This is a genomic window from Rhizobium lentis, from assembly GCF_014200175.1.
GTDB classification, from domain to species: domain Bacteria; phylum Pseudomonadota; class Alphaproteobacteria; order Rhizobiales; family Rhizobiaceae; genus Rhizobium; species Rhizobium mulingense.
Genome location: NZ_JACHBD010000006.1, coordinates 420,927 through 445,469 on the forward strand (window position 1 = coordinate 420,927; position 24,543 = coordinate 445,469).

General features: G+C 62.4%; 18 protein-coding genes and 3 pseudogenes. 6 read left to right on the forward strand and 15 right to left on the reverse strand.

Translation table 11 applies throughout. The annotated features are described in order from the left end of the window. Positions 1 to 9: 9 nt before the first annotated feature. The gene (locus GGI60_RS17100) at positions 10 to 1,437 is read left to right on the forward strand and encodes an aldehyde dehydrogenase family protein (RefSeq protein WP_183934799.1); all 1,428 of its coding nucleotides are present in this window, start codon (positions 10 to 12) and stop codon (positions 1,435 to 1,437) included. Between the two features lie 233 nt (positions 1,438 to 1,670). Here GGI60_RS17100 and GGI60_RS17105 read toward each other — a convergent pair. Then, positions 1,671 to 1,796 (reverse strand): annotated as a pseudogene (locus GGI60_RS17105) (cupin domain-containing protein); the annotation flags it as partial. Positions 1,797 to 1,934: 138 nt separating this feature from the next. Further along, on the reverse strand, positions 1,935 to 2,411 hold the full coding sequence (locus GGI60_RS17110; protein WP_183934800.1) for an Lrp/AsnC family transcriptional regulator: 477 nt from the start codon (positions 2,409 to 2,411) through the stop codon (positions 1,935 to 1,937). 314 nt (positions 2,412 to 2,725) lie between these two features. Here GGI60_RS17110 and GGI60_RS17115 point away from each other — a divergent pair, with 314 nt between their 5' ends. Beyond that, on the forward strand, positions 2,726 to 4,051 hold the full coding sequence (locus GGI60_RS17115; RefSeq protein WP_183934801.1) for an NAD(P)/FAD-dependent oxidoreductase: 1,326 nt from the start codon (positions 2,726 to 2,728) through the stop codon (positions 4,049 to 4,051). 35 nt (positions 4,052 to 4,086) lie between these two features. On the opposite strand, the gene GGI60_RS17120 is transcribed toward GGI60_RS17115, so the two are convergent. The 3 genes from GGI60_RS17120 to GGI60_RS17130 form a co-directional block, all read right to left on the reverse strand. Then, the gene (locus GGI60_RS17120; RefSeq protein ID WP_183934802.1) at positions 4,087 to 6,627 is read right to left on the reverse strand and encodes a methyl-accepting chemotaxis protein; all 2,541 of its coding nucleotides are present in this window, start codon (positions 6,625 to 6,627) and stop codon (positions 4,087 to 4,089) included. Positions 6,628 to 6,847: 220 nt separating this feature from the next. Continuing rightward, a complete protein-coding gene (putA, locus tag GGI60_RS17125) occupies positions 6,848 to 10,555 on the reverse strand; it encodes a trifunctional transcriptional regulator/proline dehydrogenase/L-glutamate gamma-semialdehyde dehydrogenase (RefSeq protein ID WP_183934803.1) in 3,708 nt (1,235 codons plus the stop codon). A 28-nt stretch (positions 10,556 to 10,583) separates the two neighbouring features. Next, positions 10,584 to 10,790, reverse strand: a complete 207-nt coding sequence (locus tag GGI60_RS17130) for a hypothetical protein (RefSeq protein ID WP_183934804.1) — start codon at positions 10,788 to 10,790, stop codon at positions 10,584 to 10,586. Between the two features lie 171 nt (positions 10,791 to 10,961). Between GGI60_RS17130 and GGI60_RS17135 the strand changes: the two genes are divergently transcribed. Both GGI60_RS17135 and GGI60_RS17140 read left to right on the forward strand, forming a co-directional pair. Next, positions 10,962 to 11,456, forward strand: coding sequence for an Lrp/AsnC family transcriptional regulator (locus GGI60_RS17135; RefSeq protein ID WP_183934805.1), 495 nt, complete (start codon positions 10,962 to 10,964; stop codon positions 11,454 to 11,456). 68 nt (positions 11,457 to 11,524) lie between these two features. Continuing rightward, on the forward strand, positions 11,525 to 13,177 hold the full coding sequence (locus GGI60_RS17140; protein ID WP_183934806.1) for an acyltransferase: 1,653 nt from the start codon (positions 11,525 to 11,527) through the stop codon (positions 13,175 to 13,177). On the opposite strand, the gene GGI60_RS17145 is transcribed toward GGI60_RS17140, so the two are convergent. After that, on the reverse strand, positions 13,178 to 14,065 hold the full coding sequence (locus GGI60_RS17145) for a LysR substrate-binding domain-containing protein (protein ID WP_183934807.1): 888 nt from the start codon (positions 14,063 to 14,065) through the stop codon (positions 13,178 to 13,180). A gap of 110 nt (positions 14,066 to 14,175) precedes the next feature. Between GGI60_RS17145 and GGI60_RS17150 the strand changes: the two genes are divergently transcribed. Continuing rightward, a complete protein-coding gene (locus GGI60_RS17150; RefSeq protein WP_183934808.1) occupies positions 14,176 to 15,429 on the forward strand; it encodes an SRPBCC family protein in 1,254 nt (417 codons plus the stop codon). Continuing rightward, the gene (locus GGI60_RS17155; protein WP_183934809.1) at positions 15,419 to 16,510 is read left to right on the forward strand and encodes a hybrid-cluster NAD(P)-dependent oxidoreductase; all 1,092 of its coding nucleotides are present in this window, start codon (positions 15,419 to 15,421) and stop codon (positions 16,508 to 16,510) included. The genes GGI60_RS17150 and GGI60_RS17155 overlap by 11 nt, the downstream gene beginning before the upstream one ends. Positions 16,511 to 16,561: 51 nt before the next feature. Here the strand turns inward: GGI60_RS17155 and GGI60_RS17160 are convergent, their stop codons facing one another. The 9 genes and pseudogenes from GGI60_RS17160 to GGI60_RS17200 form a co-directional block, all read right to left on the reverse strand. After that, positions 16,562 to 17,575, reverse strand: a complete 1,014-nt coding sequence (locus GGI60_RS17160; protein ID WP_183934810.1) for a GlxA family transcriptional regulator — start codon at positions 17,573 to 17,575, stop codon at positions 16,562 to 16,564. 85 nt (positions 17,576 to 17,660) lie between these two features. Then, a pseudogene (locus GGI60_RS17165) lies at positions 17,661 to 17,918 on the reverse strand (proline/glycine betaine ABC transporter permease); the annotation flags it as partial. A 108-nt stretch (positions 17,919 to 18,026) separates the two neighbouring features. After that, a complete protein-coding gene (locus GGI60_RS17170; RefSeq protein WP_183934812.1) occupies positions 18,027 to 19,373 on the reverse strand; it encodes an FAD-binding oxidoreductase in 1,347 nt (448 codons plus the stop codon). Next, entirely contained in the window at positions 19,370 to 20,887 is a 1,518-nt protein-coding gene (locus GGI60_RS17175; protein WP_183934813.1) for an aldehyde dehydrogenase, read from the reverse strand. The genes GGI60_RS17170 and GGI60_RS17175 overlap by 4 nt, the downstream gene beginning before the upstream one ends. Beyond that, the gene (locus GGI60_RS17180) at positions 20,880 to 21,791 is read right to left on the reverse strand and encodes a dihydrodipicolinate synthase family protein (RefSeq protein WP_183934814.1); all 912 of its coding nucleotides are present in this window, start codon (positions 21,789 to 21,791) and stop codon (positions 20,880 to 20,882) included. Before GGI60_RS17180 ends, GGI60_RS17175 begins: the two co-directional genes overlap by 8 nt. Beyond that, complete coding sequence (locus GGI60_RS17185; RefSeq protein WP_183934815.1) at positions 21,788 to 22,504, reverse strand: GntR family transcriptional regulator; 717 nt, start codon at positions 22,502 to 22,504, stop codon at positions 21,788 to 21,790. Before GGI60_RS17185 ends, GGI60_RS17180 begins: the two co-directional genes overlap by 4 nt. Before the next feature lie 377 nt (positions 22,505 to 22,881). Further along, entirely contained in the window at positions 22,882 to 23,454 is a 573-nt protein-coding gene (gfa, locus tag GGI60_RS17190; RefSeq protein WP_183934816.1) for an S-(hydroxymethyl)glutathione synthase, read from the reverse strand. Positions 23,455 to 23,511: 57 nt separating this feature from the next. Then, positions 23,512 to 24,348 carry an S-formylglutathione hydrolase gene (gene fghA, locus GGI60_RS17195; protein ID WP_183934817.1) on the reverse strand — a complete coding sequence of 279 codons (837 nt, stop codon included), beginning with the start codon at positions 24,346 to 24,348 and terminating at the stop codon, positions 23,512 to 23,514. 3 nt (positions 24,349 to 24,351) lie between these two features. Continuing rightward, a pseudogene (locus GGI60_RS17200) lies at positions 24,352 to 24,543 on the reverse strand (S-(hydroxymethyl)glutathione dehydrogenase); the annotation flags it as partial.

Genomic DNA, 24,543 nt, shown 5'->3' on the forward strand with positions numbered 1-24,543 from the left:
GAGTCGCCAATGAAACATGCCCACAGCTTTTATATCGACGGGGAGTGGGTCGAGCCGTCCGTATCGAAAACACTTGAGGTCATCGATCCCTCGACGGAGCAGCCGATCGGTACGATCGCACTCGGCAGTGCCGCCGACGCGGAAAAGGCGGTCGCGGCTGCGCGGCGGGCCTTTGCCTCCTTCTCGCAGACGTCCAATGGCGAGCGCATCGAACTGCTGAAGCGCATTGTAACGATTCTGAAGCGCCGCAACGATGAGCTCGGCGATGTCATCTCACGGGAAATGGGCGCGCCGCTCGCCATGGCCCGGGCCGAGCAGGCCGGCATCGGCGCTACCCATTTCGAACAGACCATCAAGGCCCTCGAGACCTTTGCCTTCGACTACATGCAGGGGACCACGCGCATCATGCACGAGCCGATCGGGGTCGTCGCGATGATCACGCCGTGGAACTGGCCGATCAACCAGATCGCCTGCAAGGTCGCTCCGGCGCTCGCCACGGGATGCACCATGGTCCTGAAGCCTTCGGAGATCGCTCCCTTCAACGCCGTCATCTTCGCCGAGATCATGGATGAGGCCGGCGTGCCGAAGGGGGTGTTCAACCTCGTTCAGGGGGACGGGCCTACGGTTGGTGCGGTACTGGCCAGCCACCCGGATGTGGACATGGTGTCCTTCACCGGGTCGACCCGCGCCGGCATTGCCGTGGCGCAGGCGGCGGCACCGACCGTCAAGCGGGTGCATCAGGAGCTTGGCGGCAAGTCGCCGAACATCATCCTGCGCAGCGCCGACTTCTCAGCCGCGGTCGCCGCCGGCGTCCGCCGTTGCTTCGGCAACTCCGGCCAGACCTGTACCGCGCCAACGCGGATGCTGGTGCCCATCGAGCGAGTGGACGAAGCAAGCGCGATCGCTGAAAGGGAAGCGGCTGCGCTCGTTGTCGGCCCCGCATCTGACCCTCGCACCAACCTCGGACCAGTCGCAAGCGCTGCGCAGTTCAACAAAATCCAGGTCTTGATCGAACGCGGCATCGCGGAAGGAGCGGACCTCGTCGCGGGTGGCCCTGGCCGCCCGTCGCATCTCAACGCAGGTTACTACGTGCGCCCGACCGTGTTTGCTCGCGTCACCAATCAGATGACAATTGCGCGGGAGGAAATCTTCGGCCCGGTATTGTCGATCATCGGCTATGACAGCGAAGAGGAAGCGGTCGCGATCGCCAACGACACGCCCTATGGCCTGGCAGCCTACATTCAGGGCGATCCGAAGGAGGCGCGTGCGCTCGCAGGCAGGCTGCGCGCCGGAACCGTTCGCCTCAACAGCGCCGCCTGGGACAGTGCCGCCCCTTTCGGTGGCTACAAGCAATCCGGCAACGGTCGGGAATACGGGAAGTTCGGACTGCACGAGTTTACCGAGATCAAGAGCATCGTCGGCTTCTTGGAAGAGTGAAAGTTCAAACTTCGGTATGTCCGTTTCAGGATGTCTCCGCAGGGCGCTCTAGTAACAGTCGGTTGGCGGCGGCAGCGTGCCCTTGGTAAGAACGCGCGGCCCTGACGACAGTCACAACGCGGTATTTGGCTATGCTTCCGTCAGCCAGCAGAGCCGGTTCAGGCTTCTGAAGTCGCCTCATCTGGAATTCTCAGCTGCGCCTTTATTCTAGTGGGCGCACCTGAGTTCTGCTGTCACTCGTAAACACAAACGTAGATTTTGCGTGCGGTCTCGATCGTACGCCAAACCCCGACGAACCCAGCCTTCATGACGAAGCTGTCACCCGCACGATAGGTTTTCGTCTCACCGCCGCTCTCCTCGGCGTTGCCGAATAAGGCCTTGCTTCAGTCGTAAATTTCGGAATCTCTCCACGACCCAGCCACACCTGCCGAGTGTTGCGACAGCTGTCACCGAGGAGGCCAAGTGCGGATCATACATGCCGGCGCAATGCGCGCTCTCTAATGCGGAAACAAAGTGGTCAGCGGCATGTGGGCTTTGGTGATCGGCGATTTCAGGACGACGAAGCTGAAATATTTGTCGATGCCGACGTCCATATCGGTGAGCCGCTCCATGATCGTCTGGTATTCGTCGATTCCGGCCGTGACGAATTTCAAGAGATAATCGTAGCCGCCCGAAACCAGATGGCATTCGATCACCTGGTCGACCTTCTCGATTGCCGCGAGGAAACGGGCGAAGTCGATCTGCCGATGGTTTTTCAGGGTGATCTCGGTGAACACGGTCAGCGTCTGCCCGAGTTTGCTGACATTGATCTGGGCCGAATAGCCTTCGATGTAGCCTTCGGATTGCAGCTTCTTAACGCGCATCAGGCACGGGCTCGGCGACAGATTGACCAGCTCGGCGAGTTCTACATTGGTGACGCGGCCATTCTTCTGCAGTTCGTAGAGGATTTTCATGTCGATCCGGTCGAGTTTCATCACGCGCCTTCGTCTGCTTGAGGTCGCTAACGACGCAGCAGATTATGCTGCGACTTTCCAACGTCGAGCTTAACACATAGCAGCGTGGTGTCGATCAGGTTGAGGCACATGACGAAGCAGAAATGGCTGCCGGACTCCCCACAGGACAGAATCTCCTGCTGTCGCCGGCCGATCTCCGGCAAAGGCGAAACGTCGGATCCGCTAGACTAGGGCATGTCGCGCAAAAGAATGCAGCGGTTTTGCGATAACGACGTGCAAGAACAAAAAGCTAAAGCGCGGGCGACGCGCTTCAGGATCGAAACGGAGACCATGCCATGCCCGCACCGCTCACGCGCGTCGACACCACACAGGAGCTGCCTGCTGCCGCCGATGCGGTGGTGATCGGCGGCGGCATTGTCGGCGTTTTCGCCGCCTATTATCTCGCCCGGCGCGGATTGAAAGTCGCCCTCGTCGAAAAGGGGCTTGTCGGCGCGGAGCAATCGAGCCGCAACTGGGGCTGGTGCCGCCAGCAGAACCGCGACGCCCGTGAATTGCCGATGTCGACGAAGAGCCTCGATTTGTGGGAGCGCTTCGCGGCCGAAACCGGCGAGGACACCGGCTTCCGCCGCTGCGGTCTCTTCTATCTCAGCAACAGCGACGAGGAGCTTTCCGGCTGGGCCCGCTGGGGCGAATTCGCCCGGTCGGTCGGCGTCACGACGCATATGCTGAGCAGCGCGGAGGCAACCGAACGCGGGCGTGCGACCGGCGCCGTGTGGAAAGGCGGGGTATTTTCACCGACCGACGGCACCGCCGATCCGGCAAATGCGGCGCCGGCCGTCGCGCGTGCAATCGTCAAGCTCGGCGGCACGGTGCATCAGTCTTGTGCGGCCCGCGGCGTTGACATCGAAGGCGGCAGGCTTGCGGGCGTCGTTACCGAGCATGGCACGATCCGGACAAAGGTCGCGATCCTGGCGGGTGGCGCCTGGGCTTCCTCCTTCTGCCGCCAGCTTGGCATTCGTTTCCCACAAGCCTCGATCCGCTCGTCGATCCTTTCTGTGTCACCAGGTGCGAGCGGCCTGCCGGATGCGCTGCATACATCGGCGGTTTCCGTGACGCGTCGCGGCGATGGCGGTTACACTTTGGCGATCAGCGGCCGCGGCCGCGTCGATCCCACTGCACAGCAGTTCCGTTTCGCGCCCCAATTCCTGCCGATGTTCGCCCGGCGCTGGCGGAGCCTCGCGCCAGGCGGATTGGAGGGAATTCGTTCCGGCCATGAATCCCTGGCGCGCTGGCGGCTCGACGGCCAGACGCCGATGGAGCGCATGCGCATCCTCGACCCGGCGGTCGATGCGGCCACCATTGCCCTGACACATGCGCGGGCGCTCGAGCTTCTGCCTGCCTTGAGGGATAGCGGCATCAGTGCAGCCTGGGCGGGTTATATCGACAGCACGCCCGACGGCGTGCCTGGGATCGGTGAGATCGCCACCCTCCCCGGCTTCATCCTCGCTGCGGGCTTCAGCGGACATGGCTTCGGCATCGGACCCGGCGCCGGTCATCTGATTGCCGACATCGTCACCGGCGATGAGCCGATCGTCGATCCGCGGCCCTACCATCCCAGCCGCTTCGCGGCGTCCGCCTGGGGCAAAGTCGCCGATTTCTAAAGAGGCGCGCCCCAGGGGAAAGACATAGACGCCGTTCAGGAGGCTAGGGCGATCCGCTGGCTGGCGGCCGTTGACGCCCTGCGGCTGTCAGCGGTCTGAAAGCGGGAGATGCGCTCGTTCAGCAGTTCCACCTGCTGCCGCAACCGGTGAATTTCGGCGGTGTTTTCCTCGACCATGGCGGCATTATGCTGGGTGATATGCTCGATGTCACGAACGGCGTTGTTGACCTCGTCGATCCCCTTGTACTGAGTGCTCGTGGCCGTCGAAATGACCTGCACCAGTCCGTTGATCGAGGTGAAGTGCTCCATGATCGCCTCCAGCGCCTCGCCGGTCTCCTCGACGAGCTTGACGCCCGCGCCGACCTGCGATGCGCTGTTGGAGATAAGACCCTTGATCTCGCGCGCAGCGGTGGCGCAACGCTGTGCGAGCTCGCGCACCTCTTGTGCGACAACGGCAAAGCCCCTGCCCGCCTCTCCAGCCCGGGCCGCCTCGACACCGGCATTGAGTGCGAGAAGATTGGTCTGGAAGGCGATCTCGTCAATTACACCGATGATGCTGGAGACCTTGTCCGACGACCGGTTGATGGCATCCATGGCGTCGACCGCCTTGGCGACGACGGCCGCGGAATGCTCCGCCTGCCGATGCGCCTCAGCGACGGAAACCGATGTCTGGCGCGCATTTTCCGCCGTCGTACGGACGCTGGCGGTCAGCTCGCCGAGCACGCGTGAACTGTCTTCGAGAGCGGCTGCCTGCTGTTCCGTGCGCCGCGCCAGATCGTCGGCCGCACCCGAAAGATTGGTGCTCCCCTCGGCGATTTCATAGGTGGTGTTGCGGACCTCGGCGAGTGTGCGGCGCAACGCATCGATCGCCTGGTTGTAGGTCCTGGCCATCGCGACATAATCGGCAGCCAGCTCCTCGCTCATTACAGCAGTGAGGTTGCCGTCGGCGAGTTTGCCGAGCATGTCGGAGAGAGCCTCCAGGGCCTCACCCTGCTCGGCTTCGATGCGTGCCTGCTCGGCTGCGCGGCGGGCCTGCTCCTGTTCTTCCCTCGCCCTGTTCGCTTCAGCGACCTCTTCGAGCCTCGTCTTTTCGAGCGCCTGGTCGCGGAAGACCGTCACGGAGCGGATCATATCGCCGATTTCATCGCCGCGCTTGCCATCGCCGATCGGAACATTGAGATCGCCGGCAGCAAGTCTGGTCATCGTCTGGGTGATCCGCTTCAGCGGTCCGCGCAGCGTCTCGATCAACATCAGTCCGCCGATGATGGCAAGCACCGTGCCGGCAATCATGGCCGAGAGCGACATCGTGGCCGAGCGCTGGCTGATTTCCTTGCCGCTCTCCTGCGCCGTGCTGACGAACTGTTCGAGCGTGTGACTTGCGGCCGCCACCAGCTCGGTCGCCGCCTGCTTATTGCCCTGCCACTGATCCGCGATCGATATCAGTGCCGAGGTCCCCTTTTCGATCAAGGCAAGGGAAGGCTCGATCTTCTTGGCAAGATCCTTCAAAGCGGCGTTCTTGCCGCTCAAGGGCTCGAGCTTTGCAGCGCTTTCGCGCAAGGCTTTCAGATCGACCAGAACCGCATCGCGTGACTCGGCGTCGACGCGCCTGTTCAGTTCGCTCAGGTGCAGTCGCAGATCGTCGATCGATTTGAAAGCAGCATTGACGATCGCCACCATCGAGCGAAGCGTTGCTATGCTCACATCCATGCCGGCAAACCGCTCGATCGCAGTATCCGCATTGCCGGAAGCAAGCTTTGCAAACTGCTCCTCGAGACGCTGCAGATCCTGGTCGACGGGAGTATAGCCTTCGAGCGACAGGTTGGCGCTGTCTTTCGCCATCGCGGCAAGCTTGTCCAGAACCGGCTTCAGCGAAGCGATCTGGCTTTTCGCCTTATCGGAGCCAAGCGCCTCGCTCTCGCCGACTTCCTTGACGAGCGGCGGCAGAAGGCTGCCGATGGCCTGGGCCAGCTTCTGAGGGTCGGCTGCGCCTGCGGTCGCCTTGCGCAATTTCGCAATCCGGCCCGCGACATTTTTGTAGGCCGAGGCGTCGAGAAGCAGTGCCCGGACGAAGGCCTCCTTGCCATCAGCCTGGTCCTGAAGAACATCGAGCTGCTTGCGCGCGGTCTGGCTTTCCTTGAAAAGTTGCGCCACCGCCCCATCGATCGTAAGTTCGGTATTGGCACGCTCCTGCGCCACCGCCCAGAGCGCGTCGGCGCCGCCCTGCATCTTGCCGCCGAGTTCACGCACGGCGGAAATCTGCTGTTTCTGGGCGGGATCGATCAACATGGCATCGAGCGTCGCCGCACCCTTCTGCTGATCGCCGATGCTGGCGACCAGCCGATCACGCGTCGCCGGTGTCGGAAGATCGGTAAAGGCGGTCAGCGACGAGCGCAGCTGCTGGAAGCTGGAAAGCGTATCGATCGTCTGCCGGGTCAGAGTCATCTGGCCATTCAGCGTACCAGCCGTGAAATAACCGAACAGGCCGATGCCCGCGATGAGGATGACGAGAGGCACCACGAAGAAGAGGACCTTCGTCACGATCCGCATACGCTGCAACAGACGATCAATCAACGACATGAAATGGTGGCCCCGCTCAGAAATTCGGCTCTTCACTCCGGCGCCCACCACGCAACAGCACGCTTGCGTGCAAATTGACCATTGTCCTCAATTGGCGGTGGCCGCGTCCGAGGCCATCACGATAGGCATAACTCTTAAAAAAATAGTCAATCGTGTCGAGTTTCGTCGGAGCACAGATGGTGGGACGAGGGTGTGTTTTCTGCGCCCTCGTCGGTCTCAGTCAGCCGATCGCCATAAGGCTGGCATTGCCGCCGGCAGCGGCGGTGTTGATCGAGGTGGAGACCTCTTCCAGCAGCCAGTTCAGGCAATAGGCCTCGGGATCGCTGGCAAGTTCTTCGCTCGTGGCGGCCTGAACCAGGAGAAGCGGACCCGGCAAACCCGCAATCCTTTTGTTGACCGCGTGCACCCTGTCGCGATCCCCCTCGACGAGCGCGCCCGAGAAAGGTCCGTCTTTTTCCCAGTCCGAGGTCCAGGAAATCCGGCTGGCGACCGCCGCCGGAAGATCGGCGAGCACCGATTTCGAGATGGAACCGGCATCCACCGCGACATGATTGCCGGTTGCAAGGGCTGCGGCGATCTGGCGATAGAGCCCGCTCTCCGTCTGCGGCACGAGCAGAATGCGGCCGCGCGGATGCAGCGCGTAAAGATTGCGCTCGCCGACCGGGCCCGTGAGCTCGCGTTCGAGCCCAAGCGCCGAGCGGCCGGCATAACCGCGCGCCGCCTCCCCTTCACCCGACAGGCCCTTCTTGTCGAGCCAGACGATGTAGTCGCGCAGGGCAAGGTCCGTATGAACCGAATCCTGCTGCGGCGGCACCGGGGCGCGCTGCACCAGGCGGCCGATATAGAGCGGACCGCCTGCCTTCGGACCTGTTCCCGACAGGCCGCGGCCGCCGAAAGGCTGGACGCCGACGACGGCGCCGATGATGTTGCGGTTGACATAGAGGTTGCCGGCCTTGATGCGGCTCGTTACATGCGCGATGGTTTCGTCAAGCCGCGTGTGAAGCCCGAATGTGAGGCCGTAGCCCGAAGCATTGATGTCGTCGATCAGGCGGTCGAGACCGTTTCTCTTGAAGCGGTAGACATGCAGGACCGGTCCGAAGACCTCCTTGGTCAGATCCGACAGCGACTTGATCTCGATGATCGTCGGCGGAACGAAGGTGCCCGCCGCAGCACTTGCGGGCAGCTTCAACTGCTCCACTTTGCAGCCTGCGCCGCGCATCTGCTCGATATGCTGATCGATCTCCGACTTCGCGCCATCATTGATGACGGGCCCGACATCGACGCTCAGGCGATCGGTACGGCCGACCGTCAGCTCGCGGAAGGCGCCCTTCAGCATGGCAATCGTCCTGTCGGCGATATCGTCCTGAAGGCACAGAACCCGAAGCGCCGAGCACCGCTGGCCGGCGCTGTCGAAAGCAGACGCAATAACGTCGGCCACCACCTGTTCGGCCAATGCCGAGGAGTCGACGATCATGCCGTTCTGACCACCGGTTTCGGCGATCAGCGGGATCGGCTTGCCGGTCGAAGACAACCGCTCGGCGAGCTGCGCCTGGATCATCCGGGCGACTTCGGTTGAGCCGGTAAACATGACCCCGGCTGTTTCGGAAGCTCCGACCATGCCGGCGCCGAGCCGACCGCTGCCGGGCACGAACTGCAGGGCGCCCACGGGCACGCCCGCCTCATGAAGGATCTTCACGCTCTCCGAGGCGATGATTGGCGTCACGCCGGCAGGTTTCGCCAGCACCGGGTTACCTGCAACCAGCGCAGCGGCCACCTGTCCGGTGAAGATCGCCAGCGGGAAATTCCACGGGCTGATGCAGACGATCGGGCCGAGCGGCAGATGCGACGGCCCGAGGGTCTTGCGCGCCTGTTCGGCGTAATAGCGCAGGAAGTCGATCGCCTCACGCACTTCGCCGACGGCGTTGGCCGCCGATTTGCCGGCCTCGCGCATGACGATGCCCATCAGGGTTTTGATGCGGGCCTGCATGATGTCGGCCGCCCGCTCCAGGCAGGCCGCCCGCTCGGCCGGCGGCACGGCCGCCCATTGCGGTGCATAGTCGGCCGCCATCGCAACGATACGGGCCGCCTCCTCGACCTTCAACTCGGTGACCGTGCCGACGACGTCGCGATGATCGGCAGGATTGAGAACATCGCGGGTTACGCCGTCGGTGGAACCGTCGGCGAGGATCGGCAGCGCATGCCACGGGCTTGCGGCCGTGGCGGCGAGCGCCTGCGCCAGATCCGTCAGCGTCGCCTCGTTCGAGAGATCGAGCCCGTCCGAATTGGCGCGGGCATGGCCGTAGAGCGCCTTCGGCGCAGCGATCTGCACATGAGGAGCGCCGACGACAGGCATAGCCGCAACGGTCTCGGCGGGATCAGCGATCAGCGCCTCGACCGAAACGTTCGGATCGGAGATGCGGTGCACGAAGGAGGAGTTGGCGCCGTTCTCGAGGAGGCGGCGCACCAGATAGGCGAGCAGCGTCTCATGGGTTCCGACAGGCGCATAGATGCGGCAGGGCCGGTCGAGCTTTTCCTTGCCGACGACCTCGTCATAGAGCGGTTCGCCCATGCCGTGCAGGCACTGGAACTCGTATTTGCCGACCGCGAAATCGGGACCGGCCAGATGATAGATCGTCGCCAGCGTCTGCGCATTGTGGGTGGCGAATTGCGGGAAGACGGCATCGGGCGCACCGAGCAGCTTGCGCGCGCAGGCGATATAGGCGACGTCGGTGTAGATCTTGCGGGTATAGACGGGATAGTCATCGAGGCCATCCAGCTGGGCGCGCTTGATTTCCGCATCCCAATAGGCGCCCTTGACGAGACGAACCATCATCCGGCGCCCAGACCGGCCGGCGAGATCGATAATGTAATCGAGCACAAAGGGGCAGCGCTTGCCATAGGCCTGCACGACGAAACCGAGCCCGTTCCATCCGGCAAGCTCCGGCGCGAAGCAGAGTTCCTCGAGCAGGTCGAGCGAAAGCTCCAGTCGGTCGGCCTCCTCGGCGTCGATATTGAGGCCGATATCATAGGTCTTGGCGAGAACGGCGAGCGCCTTGACCTTGGGCAGCAATTCTCCCATCACGCGACCGGCCTGCGCCCTGACATAGCGGGGGTGCAACGCCGAAAGCTTGATCGAAATGCCAGGGCCGTCATAGATGCCGCGTCCGTTCGAGGCCTTGCCGATGGCGTGGATCGCCTTTTCATAATCCTTGAAATAACGCTCGGCGTCGGCGGCCGTCGTCGCGGCCTCGCCCAGCATGTCGTAGGAATAGCGGAAGCCGCGCGCTTCGAGCGGCCGGGCGCGCTTCAGCGCCTCCTCGATCGTCTCGCCGGTGACGAACTGCTCGCCCATCATGCGCATCGCCATGTCGACGCCGCGACGGATGACCGGTTCGCCGGCCCGCGCGATCAGCCGCGTCAGCGCTGCCGACAGGCTGCGGGCGTTGACCGTCGATGTCAGCTTGCCGGTGACGACGAGACCCCAGGTGGCGGCGTTGACGAACATCGATTTGCCGCCGCCGATATGCGAGGTCCAGTTGCCCTCGGCGATCTTGTCGCGGATCAGCGCGTCGCGGGTGTCGGTATCGGGAATGCGCAACAGCGCTTCGGCAAGGCACATGAGCGCCACGCCTTCCTGGCTGGAAAGCGAATATTCCTGCACCAGCCCTTCGACGCCGGTGCCCTTGTGCTTGGCGCGCAAGGCTTCAATCAGCGTGCGGGCCGTGTTGCGGATGTCATAACGCTTCGCTTCGGAAACCCGCGCGGCAGCGACGAGCGGCGGCAGGCATTCCGTTTCCGGACGGCGGTATGCCGCCGTGATCGCCCGGCGAAGTTCCGATTGCGGCCGGATCGGCGGGGCAAAGGCGGCGAACGGCGCGCCGCCGGCGGGTTCTTTGGAGGATGCGGGGTCGATCGCTGCGTTCAACATGGGAGATCCTGATCGGTGAATGTTGCGTCTAACGGATAAATGGAACACCGGGCTCATCATCCCAGGTGGCATCGTCCGTGAAAATCGGGCCGGAATATTCCGTCTCGCGAAGCGGACGTGCATTGCGCTTGTCGCGCTTGAGGGTGAATGCGGCCGCGACCGCTCTTATTGCCACCGGCCGGTAGTGAGCGAGCAGATCCGGTTCTTGATCGCCATCCGCTTTTCTCTCATGCATCCGTGATCTCCCCTTTGCGCGTCGCAGCCATCGACCCGGCAATGCGCCAAGCGGCCGCGCCCTTCCTCCCATTGCCGATGCATAATCTACCACAGTCGCAAATCGCGATCTTACTTGATTTCAACGGCTTTCCAGCTGTATGAACTTATAACTCGTGCAACGAGAGTTCAAATGGCCACAGAAACCGAGTTCTTTAGTGAATTGGACCAGTTCGACAGAAAGATCCTCGCGGCACTCGCCGAGGATGGCAGGCTGTCGATCACCGATCTCGCCGCCCGTGTCGGGCTTTCGAAGACACCGTGCCAGATCCGCTTCAAGCGGCTGATTGCCGACGGCTATATCGAAGGCTTCAAGGCCGTGCTCAATCCGTCGAAAATGCAGCTCGACCACATCGCCTTCGTCGAGGTGAAGCTCTCCGACACCCGCGAGGATGCGCTGAAGAGCTTCAACGAGGCCATCAAAAAGATCCGGGAAGTCGAAGAGTGCCATATGATCGCCGGCCGGTTCGATTATCTCCTCAAGATCCGCACCCGCGACATCGGCCGCTACCGCCGCGTCCTCGGCGAGCGCATCTCGACTCTGCCCCATGTTGCCAACACCTCGACCAACGTCGCGATGGAGACGATCAAGGAAGGCTGGGGCAAGTTCGGGTCGAGCCTTTCGTGAAGGAAGACGGCTGCCGACAGTCCTGCTCAGCCGAAATTCAGCGCCTGAATCTGAGAGCGAGGAACAACATGGACCAAGCCAACAGTCCGAAAGTGTCGGCGAGCGACGAGAGGGAGGGGCGCAGGCTGCAATATCTCCCCTGGGAACGCATTGCGGCAGATCTCGATCATCGCGCCCACCTCGCCCGCAAGGCGGAGCTCAGGCGGTCATGCGGCGCGGAACTGGCCGAGACCTCCTACATCGCCGAAAATGCTGCGATCTTTACCGAGAGCCTGAGGATGGGCGAGCGGTCTTGGATTGCGGGGCATGCGCTTGTCCGGGGCGACGTGATCCTCGGTGACGATTGCTCTATCAATCCCTATGCCTGCGTTTCCGGCAAGGTGTCGTGTGGCAATGGCGTGCGGATTGCTTCACATGCATCGATCGTCGGCTTCAATCATGGATTCGACGATCCCGATCGGCCGATCCACCGGCAGGGCGTCGTCAGCCTCGGGATTGTCATCGGCAACGATGTCTGGATCGGCGCCAATTGCGTGATCCTCGATGGCGTCACGATCGGCAACGGCGCCGTCATTGCCGCCGGAGCGGTGGTCACCCAAGATATTCCTGCGCTTGCGATTGCCGGCGGCGTACCGGCAAAGGTGCTGCGGAGCCGGGGCGCGCCGGCCAGGAAATCCGGGATAGGAGAGATCGAGAATCGGCTGGTCAGACTTGGGCAGAAGGCGAGAGAGCAATGGCCCGATATCCTTGCGCACTGGAAGACACCTGAGGGCTATGAATCGCTGGAAGCGGACGGCGTGAGGCGGCCGGCGATCCGGCATCTCTGCGATGCCATCGAGATCGCCGCCGGCTTCGATCAGCTGCCGCCCGGGCTCGATGCGGCGCAAACCGTCGAGCGTCTCCAGGGCCTTCAGGATCGGGAGACGGGCCTCTTTCCGGAAGCGCATTCGCGTGCACAGGACCGGGCGTTGAGAGAAGATCCGAAGGCGCTCTACAATGTACTCTCGAGCGGCTATGCGCTCGAGCTGCTCGGCTCCGGGCCACAGCACCCGATCCAGGCGGTTCAGATCGATGCTCAGGAGCTGGAGCAATGGCTGAGCGCCCTGCCCTGGTCGAGCAGGGCATGGCATGCCGGTAGCGTCGTGGATGCTATCGGAACCGCGATGTATTTCAACGCCAGGTATTTCGGCATCAAAGGGCCGCGGCAGGCGCTCTTCGAATGGCTGAGCCGCAATGCCAACGGCGTCTCTGGCCTCTGGGGCGAGCCGACGGCGCTGGAGGGATGGCTCCAGCCGGTGAACGGTTTTTATCGCCTGACGCGCGGCACCTATGCCCAGTTCGGCATGCCGCTTCCGCATCCGCTTGCCGCGATCGAGACCGTTCATCTGAATTATCGCAACCACAAAGGCTTCGTTGCCGAGAAATACAATGCCTGTAACCTGCTCGACACGATCCATCCGCTGCTGCTGATCGGGCGGCAGACCGATTACCGCCGGACCGATGGCGAGGCGATCGCCCGCGGTCTGATATCCAGGGCACTCGACAGATGGTGGGATGGCGAAGGTTTCCCATTCGCCGACGGCGGCGAGCCGAGCCTGCAGGGAACGGAAATGTGGCTTTCGGTCATTCACCTAGCGGCCGACTTCCTCGGCCTGGCGGATCAGTTCGCCTTCGTTCCGAAGGGCGTTCATCGAACGGCTACCCCCGGCCTCGGCCTCTGATCAACCGTGCAGCGATGCCGTCAGCCAGGCGGCGGCGAGATCGCGCGCATTGCTGCGCTTGGCTTTGATCGGCACGATGACATTGTAGCGGCCTTCGGCGGCAAGCTCGGTTTCCGAGGCCGGCACCAGTGTTCCGTCCTCCAGGAAAGTGCCGATCAGCATGCGCCAGCCAAGGGCGATCCCCTGCCCCGCGCGCGCCGCCGCGATGCTTTCGGTGTAGTGGTTGAAGCGAAGCGACGGCTTGATCTCGATATTACCGCCGGTCAGCGACACCCATTGCGCCCAGCCATACCAGGAGCGATCGAGCACATCTGTCTCGATGAATTCGTCGGCGGGGCCAAGCGGGCCATGTCCCCGGCGCCGGAGGTGGTCGGGAGAGCAGACGGGGCAGACGACGTCGCCGCGCGAGGCAATGACGGTTCCATCACTGAAGGGAGGCACGCCGTATCGGATCGCCACGTCGATCTCCCCGTCATCAAGACTGATCGGGTTATCCTGAGATATCACCCGCACCAGAATGCCCGGATTGGCCCGGCGGAATTCGGCAAGCCGCGGCAGCAGCCAGAAAGAGGAGAAGGCGACGGTCGCGCCGATCGTCACCACATCCTGGCTGCGCGACTGGATCGCTTCCACGCTCTCGGCGATATCGGCGAAACTCTTCGCCAGTGTCGCGCCGAGGCTGACGCAGGCCGGCGTCGGTTCGATCGCCCTGTGCTTGCGCAGGAACAGCGTCTGGCCGAGCTCCTCCTCTAGCGATGCAATCTGCCTGCTGACGGCCGCCTGAGTGACGCCGAGCTCCGTCGCTGCCAGCGTGAAACTTTTCCTGCGCAGCACCGCTTCCAGCGTCACCAGCGCCGTCAGCGACGGGAGCCGTCTTCGAAACTGCATCTCGAAATCCTATTCACATGAGAAAATATTATGTGAGCGTGATTTTTTATGCCGTTGAAAGCCCCGCGCCGCAACAGCAATCTAGCGAAACTCTCACATAAGGGGTTCTCATGCTAAACAGGCTTCCTTCTTCCATTTCGGCACTTCTCGACTCCCGCGCGGACGGCCATTCGCTGCCGGCCGGGCTCTACATCCGCGAAGACGTGTTCGAAGCGGATATCGATGTCTTCTTCCACAAGCACTGGATCTGCGTCGGCCTCGACTGCGATGTTCCGGAGCCCGGCGACGCCATCGTCGTCGACATCGGTAAGACGAGCCTGATCCTGCTGCGCGACGACGACGGCGAAATCCGCGTGCTGCACAATGTCTGCCGCCATCGCGGCTCCCGTCTTCTCAATCCGGGCAAGACAATCGTCTCGAAGCTCGTCTGTCCCTATCACACCTGGACCTATGAACTGACGGGCGAGCTCAGCTATGCCCCCCATATGGGCAAGGATTTCGAAAAGGACTGTCACAGTCTGAAGCCGGTTGGCTTCAAATCGATCGGCGGCCTGATCTATGTCTGCCTGTCCGACAATCCGCCCGAGGACATTGCCGGCCTCGAGCAGGCGATGGTCGAGCGTCTCGCGCCCTACGACATCCGTAACGCCAAGATCGCCCACCAGACCGACGTCATCGAGGACGGCAACTGGAAGCTGACGATGGAGAACAATCGCGAGTGCTATCATTGCTCCGCGAACCATCCAGAGCTCTGCGTCTCCTTCGTCGATCTCGATTTCGGCTTCGATCCCGAAGCGCTGAGCCCCGAGGACCGGGAACAGGCCGAGGAGCATTTCCGGCTTTACGAGGAACGCACCCAGGCATGGGAAGCCGATGGCTTCCCATCCGCCGCCATCGAGCAGCTCGCCGACTGCGCCACCAACTTCCGCACGCAGCGGCTGATCATCGCTGGCGCCGGCGAATCCCAGACGCATGACGCCACCGCCGCCTCTTCCAAGCTGCTCGGGCAGATGACCCGCAAGGATCTCGGCGACATCCATCTCTGGGGCCATAACAGTTGGAATCATTTCATGGGCGACCATGCCGTCGTGGCAATCGTCATCCCGCTGTCGGCCGGCAAGACGCTGGTCCGCACCAAGTGGCTGGTCCACAAGGACGCCGTCGAAGGGGTCGATTACGACTTCGACAAGCTGACGGATGTCTGGGTCGCAACGACGGATCAGGACGCCGACCTCGTCGCTCGCTCCCATGCCGGCGCTCTCGATCCTGCTTATCAGCCAGGTCCCTATTCCCGCTTCTCCGAGACGAACCTCGACAAGTTCGCCACCTGGTACATCGACCGGATGCGCGCTCATGGATACTAGGAACCCGCAAGCGCCGCTCGCAAAGGCAACCCGTCACGACGTCTGGAATCCGGAGGAAGACGACACACTCGTCTGCCTCGACGTGCAGCAGGAGACCCATGACGTCAAGACCTTCACCTTCGCCTCTCCTGACGGCAAGCGTTTCGCCTTCAAGGCCGGCCAGTATTTCCTGTTCGACCTCGAGCACAACGGCGAGCCTGAGAGCCGGTGCTACAGCATCTCCTCCTCGCCGCACCGCACGAACGCCTTCTCGGTGACGGTGAAGCGCGTTCCCGGCGGCAAGATCTCCAACTGGCTTCACGACACGCTGGTGCCGGGGGCGTCGGTCAAGGCGAACGGCCCCCTCGGCCATTTCGTCCGGTCCGAGGCATCGAAGCCGAAGCTTCTGCTGCTCTCCGGCGGCTCCGGCATTACGCCCGTCATGTCCATTCTTCGTGAACTCGCCGACAGCTGCGCGCCGGCCGACGTCGCCTTCATGCATGCGGCGCGCACGCCGCTCGATCTGATCTTCCGCGACGAACTCGCCTGCATCGCCCGCAGGCTGAAGGGGCTGCGGCTGCATTTCCTGCCGGAAACGGTTGCAGGCGAGCCCTCCTGGTCCGGGCTCACCGGCCGCATTTCGGCGGATTATGTCAGGCTGGCGGTTCCCGATATCGCCGAACGAACCGTAATGTGCTGTGGCCCCGCGCCGTTCATGGCGGCAGCGCGGGGCATTGCCGCCGAACTCTGCGTTCCCGCCGCGCACTATCTCGAAGAAAGCTTCGACGCCGCCGTCATCGACGCGCCTGAAATCCCCGCGATCCAGGAAGCATCCGCCAAGGTCTTCCAGGTCACCTTCCCGAAGCAGGCCCGCAGCATCGAGGTCACAGGCGACCAGAGCGTGCTCTCCTGCGCGAAGAAGGCGGGCGTCAGGATCCCTTACTCCTGCGCCAATGGCGTCTGCGGCACCTGCAAGTCGAAGCTCACCTCAGGCGCGGTCGACATGAACCACAATGGCGGTATCCGCCAGAGGGAGATCGATGCCGGCTTCTTCCTGCCCTGCTGCTCGAAGCCGCTCAGCGATCTCGTCATCGAACGCTGAGCGACACCGCGTCAGTCTTCGATACGGGAACTGCCCGGATATACTGACGCTTCAGTGTGCTCTCAAGGCGGCCGCACGATGCTGCGAGGGCGTCTGCCCGAATGTGCGCTTGAACGTCCGCGTGAACTGCGAGGCGTTTTCGAAGCCGACGTCGAGCGCGATCTCGATGAGCGGCGCCTTCGACTGGGCGAGGATCGATTTTGCCCGTTCCATGCGTACCCGATTGTAGGCCTTGGCGGGCGACATTCCCGTCTTTTCAATGAAGATCCGCTCCAGCTGCCGCCGCGAGAGCCCGACCATGGCGGCAAGCTTCTCGATCGGCATGCTGCCGTCGACGAACTGCTCCATGGTAATCATCGCCGCCTTGACGCGGGCGTCGTCATAGTCATCATAGAGCGGACGCCGCGGCTGAATATCCGATGGCGTTCGAGCCTTCTCGATCTGAAGCACCTCAAGCGCGTTCCTTTCGGCGTCGCGGCTGATGTACTTCCTCACCAGCAATGCCGCCATGTCGGCAGCGCTGCTGCCGCCGGCGCAGGACCCGCGCTGCCGGTCGAGATTGAAGAGCCGGTCGGAGCGGACGGCAAGCTCCGGAAAGCGCTCCCGAAACTCCTTGTAATGCAGCCAGCTGACGCAGGATTCGTGCCGTTTCATCAGGCCCGCCTCTGCCAGGATGAACGAACCGGTGCACACGCCGATCAGCGGCACCTTCTTCGCATCTGCCTGCCGCAGGAAGGTGATTGTCTGCTGGTCGACGGGATTTTCGACCGTCAGCAGGCCGCCGACGACCACGATATAATCGAACCTTGACGGGTCGACAAAATCCGAGGTCGGCGCCACCTGGACGCCGCAGCTGGAGGTAATAAGATGCCGCGTGCTGCCTATCACCTGCCAGTCGGCAAGCACCCTTCCGGAACGATCCTGTTCGTCGCTGGCAAGCCTGAGCGTATCCACGAATAAGGCGAAGGCCGACAGCGTGAAGGAACGCGACAGAACGAACCCCACTTTGAGTCGCGCTGCCTGCTTTGCGCCATCGTCAGCCACCCGATGCTGCTCAGCTCGCATGTTCATCTCCTGCCATGTGGAGCCAGCCGACGGCCGGCATCAGGAAAGCGCCGGGCGGAAACTGCAAGTCCAAACTATTCATGACTTCCTTCCAATTCCCCAAGTGAGCGGCGCTCTGCCATATTCGGTCAGTCACCGTGGTCAATAGCACGATGGCGATTGCTGCATGATTGAGGTCGCGATATCGACCGTCCTGATCGCGCCGCAGAACATTCCTTCGAGCCGGCCTGAACCCGCAATGCCCACGACGACGGCCACGCCGGACGCCGTCGTTAGGCTCAGCTTGATCCGCCATGATGGTCGGAAGCGCAAAGGGAGGACGGATCTTGAACAAGATCGCTGCCGTCTCGCAGAAAGCCTCCCACGAAGTTTTCATTGTTATTACTCCTAGCTTTCGTCCCTTCTCCATCGAAATCTGCAGGCGGTGCTCTTCATTTTCCGCGACCAGGGATCATCCCTCGCGGCCCGCACGCAATTCCTGAAAGCGGATGACCGAGTTGATGCCCAGCCAAGCGATCGGCTCGGGAGGCAATCTCGTCGGTTCCGGCTGGTTCTTGAATTTGTCGAGCTCCGGGCCGGCCACTCCTGTCGCAAGATCCGCCGCCATGATCCCGGCAAGCGTGCTCTTGACGGTGCCGAGACCGTTCTCGCAGCAGGCGGAGAAAAGTCCTTCCTCGACCTCGCCGAACGCCGGAACATGGTTTCGGCTGAGGCAGAGCGCGCCCGCCCAGCTGTATTCCATCGGCAGGCGCTCCAGCCCGGGGAAACGGGCATCGAACGACCGGCGCTGTTCGGCGGCGATGCCGGCGACCCGCTTCTCCGACACTTTGAGGCTCGGGTCGTAGGTGAACCTCGTCCGGACGACGATCCTGGAAAGCCCGTCTTTGGTGAGCTTGCGCACCGTTGCGCCCATGGGATCGGCCGGCAGCAGCGCCCAACGATCGACGCCGGTGACATCGCCACCGAATTCGTTCTGGGAAAAGGCCGATGTCATCGACGCATAGGTGAAGATGTGCATCAGCCGGCCCCGGAAGTGGCCGAAGCTCTGAATATGGCCGTTTACCCCCAGAATGACCTTGGGCGCCGAAACCGAGCCGCGGGCCGTCTTGGCCTTCCAGGTCCGGCCCTCACGGGCAAGCTCCAGGACCGGCGAGTGCTCGTGGATGATCACCTTGGAGGAAATCCCCCGCGCCAGGCCGCGAATATAGTCGGCCGGCTGGATCATCACCGCACCCGGAGTATAGAGACCGCCGAGATAATAACGCGAGCCGGTCATGTCGAGCATCTGAGCTGCATCGAGAACACGATGTTCCTCGCCGATCTTTTCGAGCGACTTTCGGTAATTGTCGTTCAGTCCCATCCCCCGCTCGGAGGCCGCGGCATTCACCTTGCCAGCCGGATCGAAGGTCTCGCGCGACAGGCCATATTCGGCTGCAGCATCGGCCGCGAAGGAGATCGCCAGACGGTTCTGGCGAATCTCGTCCTTCGTCGCCGCTTCGTCGGCGACCGAATACTCGCCCGAGGATAGATTATGCGGCACGTCGATCATGAAGCCGGAATTCCTTCCGGCCGGCCCCTTGGCGAGCTCACGCGCATCCAGGATGACGATCTTGTCCTTGGTCCGCGATTGCGAGAGGCGGCGCGCCGCGGACAGACCGGCAAATCCGCCGCCGATGATCAGCCAGTCTGCCGTAACGTCGTGCTCAAGCGCCGCGATGGGAAAGGTGCGTTCGCTGGTCGCCTCCCATCCCGAAACGCCGGTGTCGGTCGGCAGGTGCTTGATCACATGGCGGCTCATCGGATCGTCTCGTCGACCGACCGTTCGGATATGTCGATCCAGATGGTCTTGAGTTCGCAATAATTGTCGTGAGCGAAGACCGACTTGTCGCGGCCGCCGAAGCCGGACTCCTTGTAGCCGCCGAACGGTGTGGTGGCGTCGCCTTCGCCGAAGCAGTTGACGGTGATCAGGCCGGCGCGGATGTCGCGGGTCAGCCGGATCGCATTGCGTAGGCTGCCCGTATAGACGGATGCCGTCAGGCCGTAATTGGTGTCGTTGGCCAATGCGGTTGCCTCGGCGAGCGTGTTGAATGTCGTGACCGACAGGATCGGCCCGAAGATCTCTTCCTGGAAAAGGCGGCTCGTCGGCGTCACATCCTCGACCAGCGTCGGCTCGATGAAGATGCCATTATAGGTTTCGCCGCCCTGGGTGACCGACAGCTTCTCCGTCTTGGCATCGTCGAGGAAGGATTTGACTTTCTCGAAGTGCGACTTGCTGACGAGCGCGCCGATACGGTTTTCCGGATCGAGCGGATCGCCTGTCTTCCATTCGCGCATATAGGCGCCGATGCGCTTCATCAGCTCGTCCTTGACCTTGGCATGGACGATGAGGCGCGAGGTGGCCGAGCAATTCTCGCCCATGTTCCAGAAGGCGCCGTTGACGACCTGCTCGGCGACGAGATCGAGGTCCTCGGCATCGTCGAGAACGACGGCAGGGTTCTTGCCGCCGCATTCGAGCACGACCTTCTTGAGGTTCGAATCCGCCGCATAGCGCAGGAAGCGGCGGCCGGTCGGCGTCAAGCCGGTGAAGGCCACCATATCGACATCCATATGCAGGCCGATCGGCTCGCCGACTTCGCGGCCGGAACCGGTGACGACGTTGAAGACACCGGCCGGAATGCCGGCTTCGAGGGCGAGTTCGGCGACGCGCAGCGTCGTGAGCGTCGTTTCCTGCGCCGGCTTGACGATAACCGAGCAGCCGGCGGCAAGCGCCGGGCCGATCTTCCAGGCGAGCATTAGCAGCGGGAAATTCCACGGCAGCACGCAGCCGACGACGCCGATCGGCTCACGCACGATCATCGTCAACGCGTTTGCGCCGACAGGAGCGGTGTTGTCGTAGAGCTTGTCGATCAGTTCCGCATGCCAGCGCAGCGTATCAATGGTATCGGGAACGTCGACGGTCTGGCATTCGCGGACCGGTTTTCCGCTGTCGAGGCTTTCCATGACGGCGAGTTCGTGCCTGTTGCGCTCCAGCAACTTGGCAAGCTTCAGCAGCACTTCCTTGCGCTCGCCTGGCGAGCGGAGCCGCCAGCGCCCGTCTTCAAAGGCCTCTCTCGCCTTCTCAACGGCGAAATCGACGTCACTGGAATCGCAGGCTGCGATTTCGGCCAGGACCTCGCCGGTGGCGGGATTGGTCGAGGTGAAAGTCTTGCCGGAATTTGCCGGACGGAATGCGCCATCGATGAAGGCGTTAGTCGGAAGTTGAAGACCGGCGGCAATCGCCTTGTATTCGGTTGCGGTCAAAGGTTCATGCATGGTTGGCTCCCGACGTGATCTGGCCGATCGTGCGCTTCAACGTGGAAACGACGGTCTCAAGGGTTCTTTTCTCTTCGGAGTTCAGTCCGCGCAGCGGCGCTCTCACGGGGCCGGCTTTGAGGCCGATGATCTCGCATCCGTGCTTGATCGACTGGACGAATTTCCCGCATTCGAGGAAGTCCATCAGCGGCAGCATCGCGCTCATGATCGCCCGGCCCTTGTCAAAATTCTTCTCGACAACGCAGGCCTCATAGAGGGCGACATGCTCGCGCGGCAGGAAGTTGGAGCCGGCGCAGACCCAGCTCTTCGCACCCCAGGCGAAGAATTCGAGCGCCTGGTCGTCCCAGCCGCAGGACAACGAAATATGCGGAAACTTGCGGGCGAGCCGGTGAAGGTTGCCCATGTCGCCCGAGCTTTCCTTGATGGCGACGACGTTCTTCGACTTGCCGACGCGCGAGAAATACTCCTCGCCCATCACCACACCCATGCGGGCGGGATAGTTGTAGAGCATAATCGGCAGGTTGGCGGCGCGATCGACCGTCAGGGCGTGAACGGCATTCTCTCGTTCGGTCGGCAACGCATAGGGCGGCGACGACACCAGGATCGCATCCGCGCCGATTTCCTTTGCCGCCCTGGCATATTCGACCGAATCCTCGGTGCGCGTGGCGCCGGTCCCGATGATGAGCGGCAGCCGCGTGCCGATGACCTCTTTCGCATAGGCCGCGAGTTCGAAACGCTCCTGACTGCTCTGCGCGTAATATTCGCCCGTCGAGCCGCCGACGATGATGCCGTGGACGCCCGCTTCGATCAGCGACTCGAGCACGGCGGCAAATCCCGCCCGGTCAATCTGACCATTGCGATCGAGCGGCGTTACCGCCGGCGTGTAGATCCCCTCAAATTTCACGGCGACTTCTCCAATATTTGCGTGGCTGGACCGCCCACGAAGGCGTCCGCCTTGAGGCCCTGCGGAGCGATGAACATCTCCATGTTCTCGCGGGACAATTCCCAGTGTTCAAAAACGAGATCGACGACGGCATCCTCGTCGTGAGCGTCGAGCGCTGCGATAAAGCCGTCGTGATGTTCGACGGCCAGTCGAAGCCGCCGCCTCATATCCTCGTTTTTCGGCCGGAAAAACGTGTGGCCGATGCGCGCGTGGTCGATGAGCAGCCGGCCGAGGCTCGGCTGCATGTAGACGTTGCCCGACATCTCGCCAAAGATTTCGTGAAAGCGATTGTTCTCCAGCACCATCGCCAGAGCGTCCGCATTCTGGCTGGCGGCGCGGAACCGTTCCTGCGTCTGTTTCAGCTCGGCAAGCTGTGCGGGCTTGAAATTCTGCACGGCGAGACGGCCGACCGCCGCATAGATCATCGGCGCAACGAGGAAGAAATTCCGCAGCGTCGAGTGGTTCATCGGGATGACCCGCGCACCCCTGTTTTCGCGGATATCGATATACCCCTCTCCGGCAAGACGGCGGAATATGTCCCGCACCGGCGTCCGGGAAAGCCCGTACCTTTCGCTCAAACTGGCCTCGTCCAGATCAGTGTTCGGGTCCAGTTCCATCGTCAGAATCTGGCGTTTCAGATCTTCGTAGAGATTGCTCTTCGGTGTCTTCGCCATCGTCGATTTCCAGCCATTCGTTGCTCTACGACGGGGACGATGACACGCCTCCCGGCAGGAGTCAACAATTGTGTACTTTGCGTACACAACTAGTATTCGACGAAAACACAATTCCCTCGGCGCCACGACAGTTGCGATGATCGAAGACGGAGCCATCCGCGGATGTGAGTGCGCAGGCCCCGCGGCGCTCGACGCATCGCGCAGTCTTCTCCAAGCTGATTGTCGTAGCAAAGTGTGGAAAAGCCGGCGTCGCGGCAGATTATCGGACGTCGGAAGCGCCGCGGACAAACCGGCGGAGCGCTGGGGCAACATGGAACGTCTATCGTCCAGTGCCCGACTTGATCGGGGAGCACCGGGGTCGGCGCTCCCCGGGAAATTCAGGCGGCGAGCACACCGCTCTTCTTGGCAGTCCAGGTCGCGATATAGTCCATCAGGCCGGGCGACAGGCAATCATAAGGTTCGAGGCCCGAAGCCTTCAGCTGCGCCCTGACCGCGTCCATCTTGGCGGGATCGAAGCCGCTTTCGATGATCGATGAGACGAAGGCGGCAAAGGTGGGCTTGGCCCAGCCGCTTTCCTGGAAGCGCTCCGGATGGACGAATGACAATCCCTGGAACGGATGTTCGCGCTCGACCGGCCCGTACATATGCACGCCGCATTGCTTGCAGGCGTGCCGTTGGATCAAGGCAGCAGGATCGACGATGGCGAGCTTGTCGCCGTTCTCCAGCACCTCGACGCTCTCGGTCGGGGCGACCGCCACGACCGAAAAGACCGCTCCCTCTGGCTTCCAGCACTTGGTGCAGCCGCAGGCGTGATTGTGGGCGATATCGCCCTTGATCCTGACCTTGACGGGATTACTCGTGCATTTGCACACGAGCGTCCCGCCTGTGAAAGCAGCGTCAGTCGCTCGAAAGCCTGAATCCACTGCCGGATGAATGGCTATGCTGCTCATTGCTTGTCTCCCTTCCTCCCTGGCCGTTTGCGTTATGCCCGGCCGAGCTCGCTAAAATCAGTTCTCCAACCTCTGCGCGTGCCAGCGCAGATGATCGTCCATGAATGTCGAAATAAAAAAGTAGGAGTGTCCGTAGCCTTCTTGCATGCGCAGCCTGAGGGGAATACCCGCCGCCTCGCAGGCCTGCCGGAGTTCATCGGGACGCAGCCCATCCTCCAGGAAGCTGTCCGCCGTCCCCTGGTCGACCAAGAGCTCGGGGAAGCGATGCCCGTCTTCGATCAGCGAGCAGGTGTCATAGGCCCGCCAGGTGTTTTCGTCGGCGCCGAGATATTTCCGCAAGGCCGGTTTCGACCAGCCGGAAACCGAGGGGTGGCTGATCGGCGCGAAGGCCGAGCAGCTGCGGAACCGGTCGGGGTTCTTGAGCGCGATGGTGATCGCGCCATGACCGCCCATCGAATGGCCGAAGATCCCCTGGCGATCCATGTCGACGGGGAATTCCGCGGCAAGCAGGCGCGGCAGCTCGTCGGTGATGTAGCTGTACATGCGATAATTCGCCGAAAACGGCGGCTCGGTGGCATCAACATAAAAGCCGGCGCCCTTGCCGAACTGCCAATTGTCGGGCTCGTCGGGAACGTGATCCCCGCGGGGGCTGGTATCCGGGCAGACGACGATCAGCCCGAGCTCGGCGGCAAGCCGCCGATACTCGCCCTTGTCCATGACATTGGCATGCGTGCAGGTCAGGCCGGACAGGTACCACAGAACCGGGCGCTTGCCCTCGGCTGCCCGCGGCGGCACGAACACCGCAAAGGTCATGTCGCAGTCACAGGCCTCGGAGCGATTGATATAGACGCCCTGAGTGCCGCCGTAAGACTTGTCGATCGAGGTGGTTTTCATGGCTTAGTACACGACCACGCCGCGGATGCTTTCACCCTTGTGCATCATCTCGAAGCCGTTGTTGATGTCTTCGAGCGGCATGGTGTGGGTGATCATCGGGTCGATCTGGATCTTGCCCTGCATGTACCAGTCGACGATCTTCGGCACGTCGGTGCGGCCGCGTGCGCCGCCGAAGGCGGTGCCCATCCAGTTGCG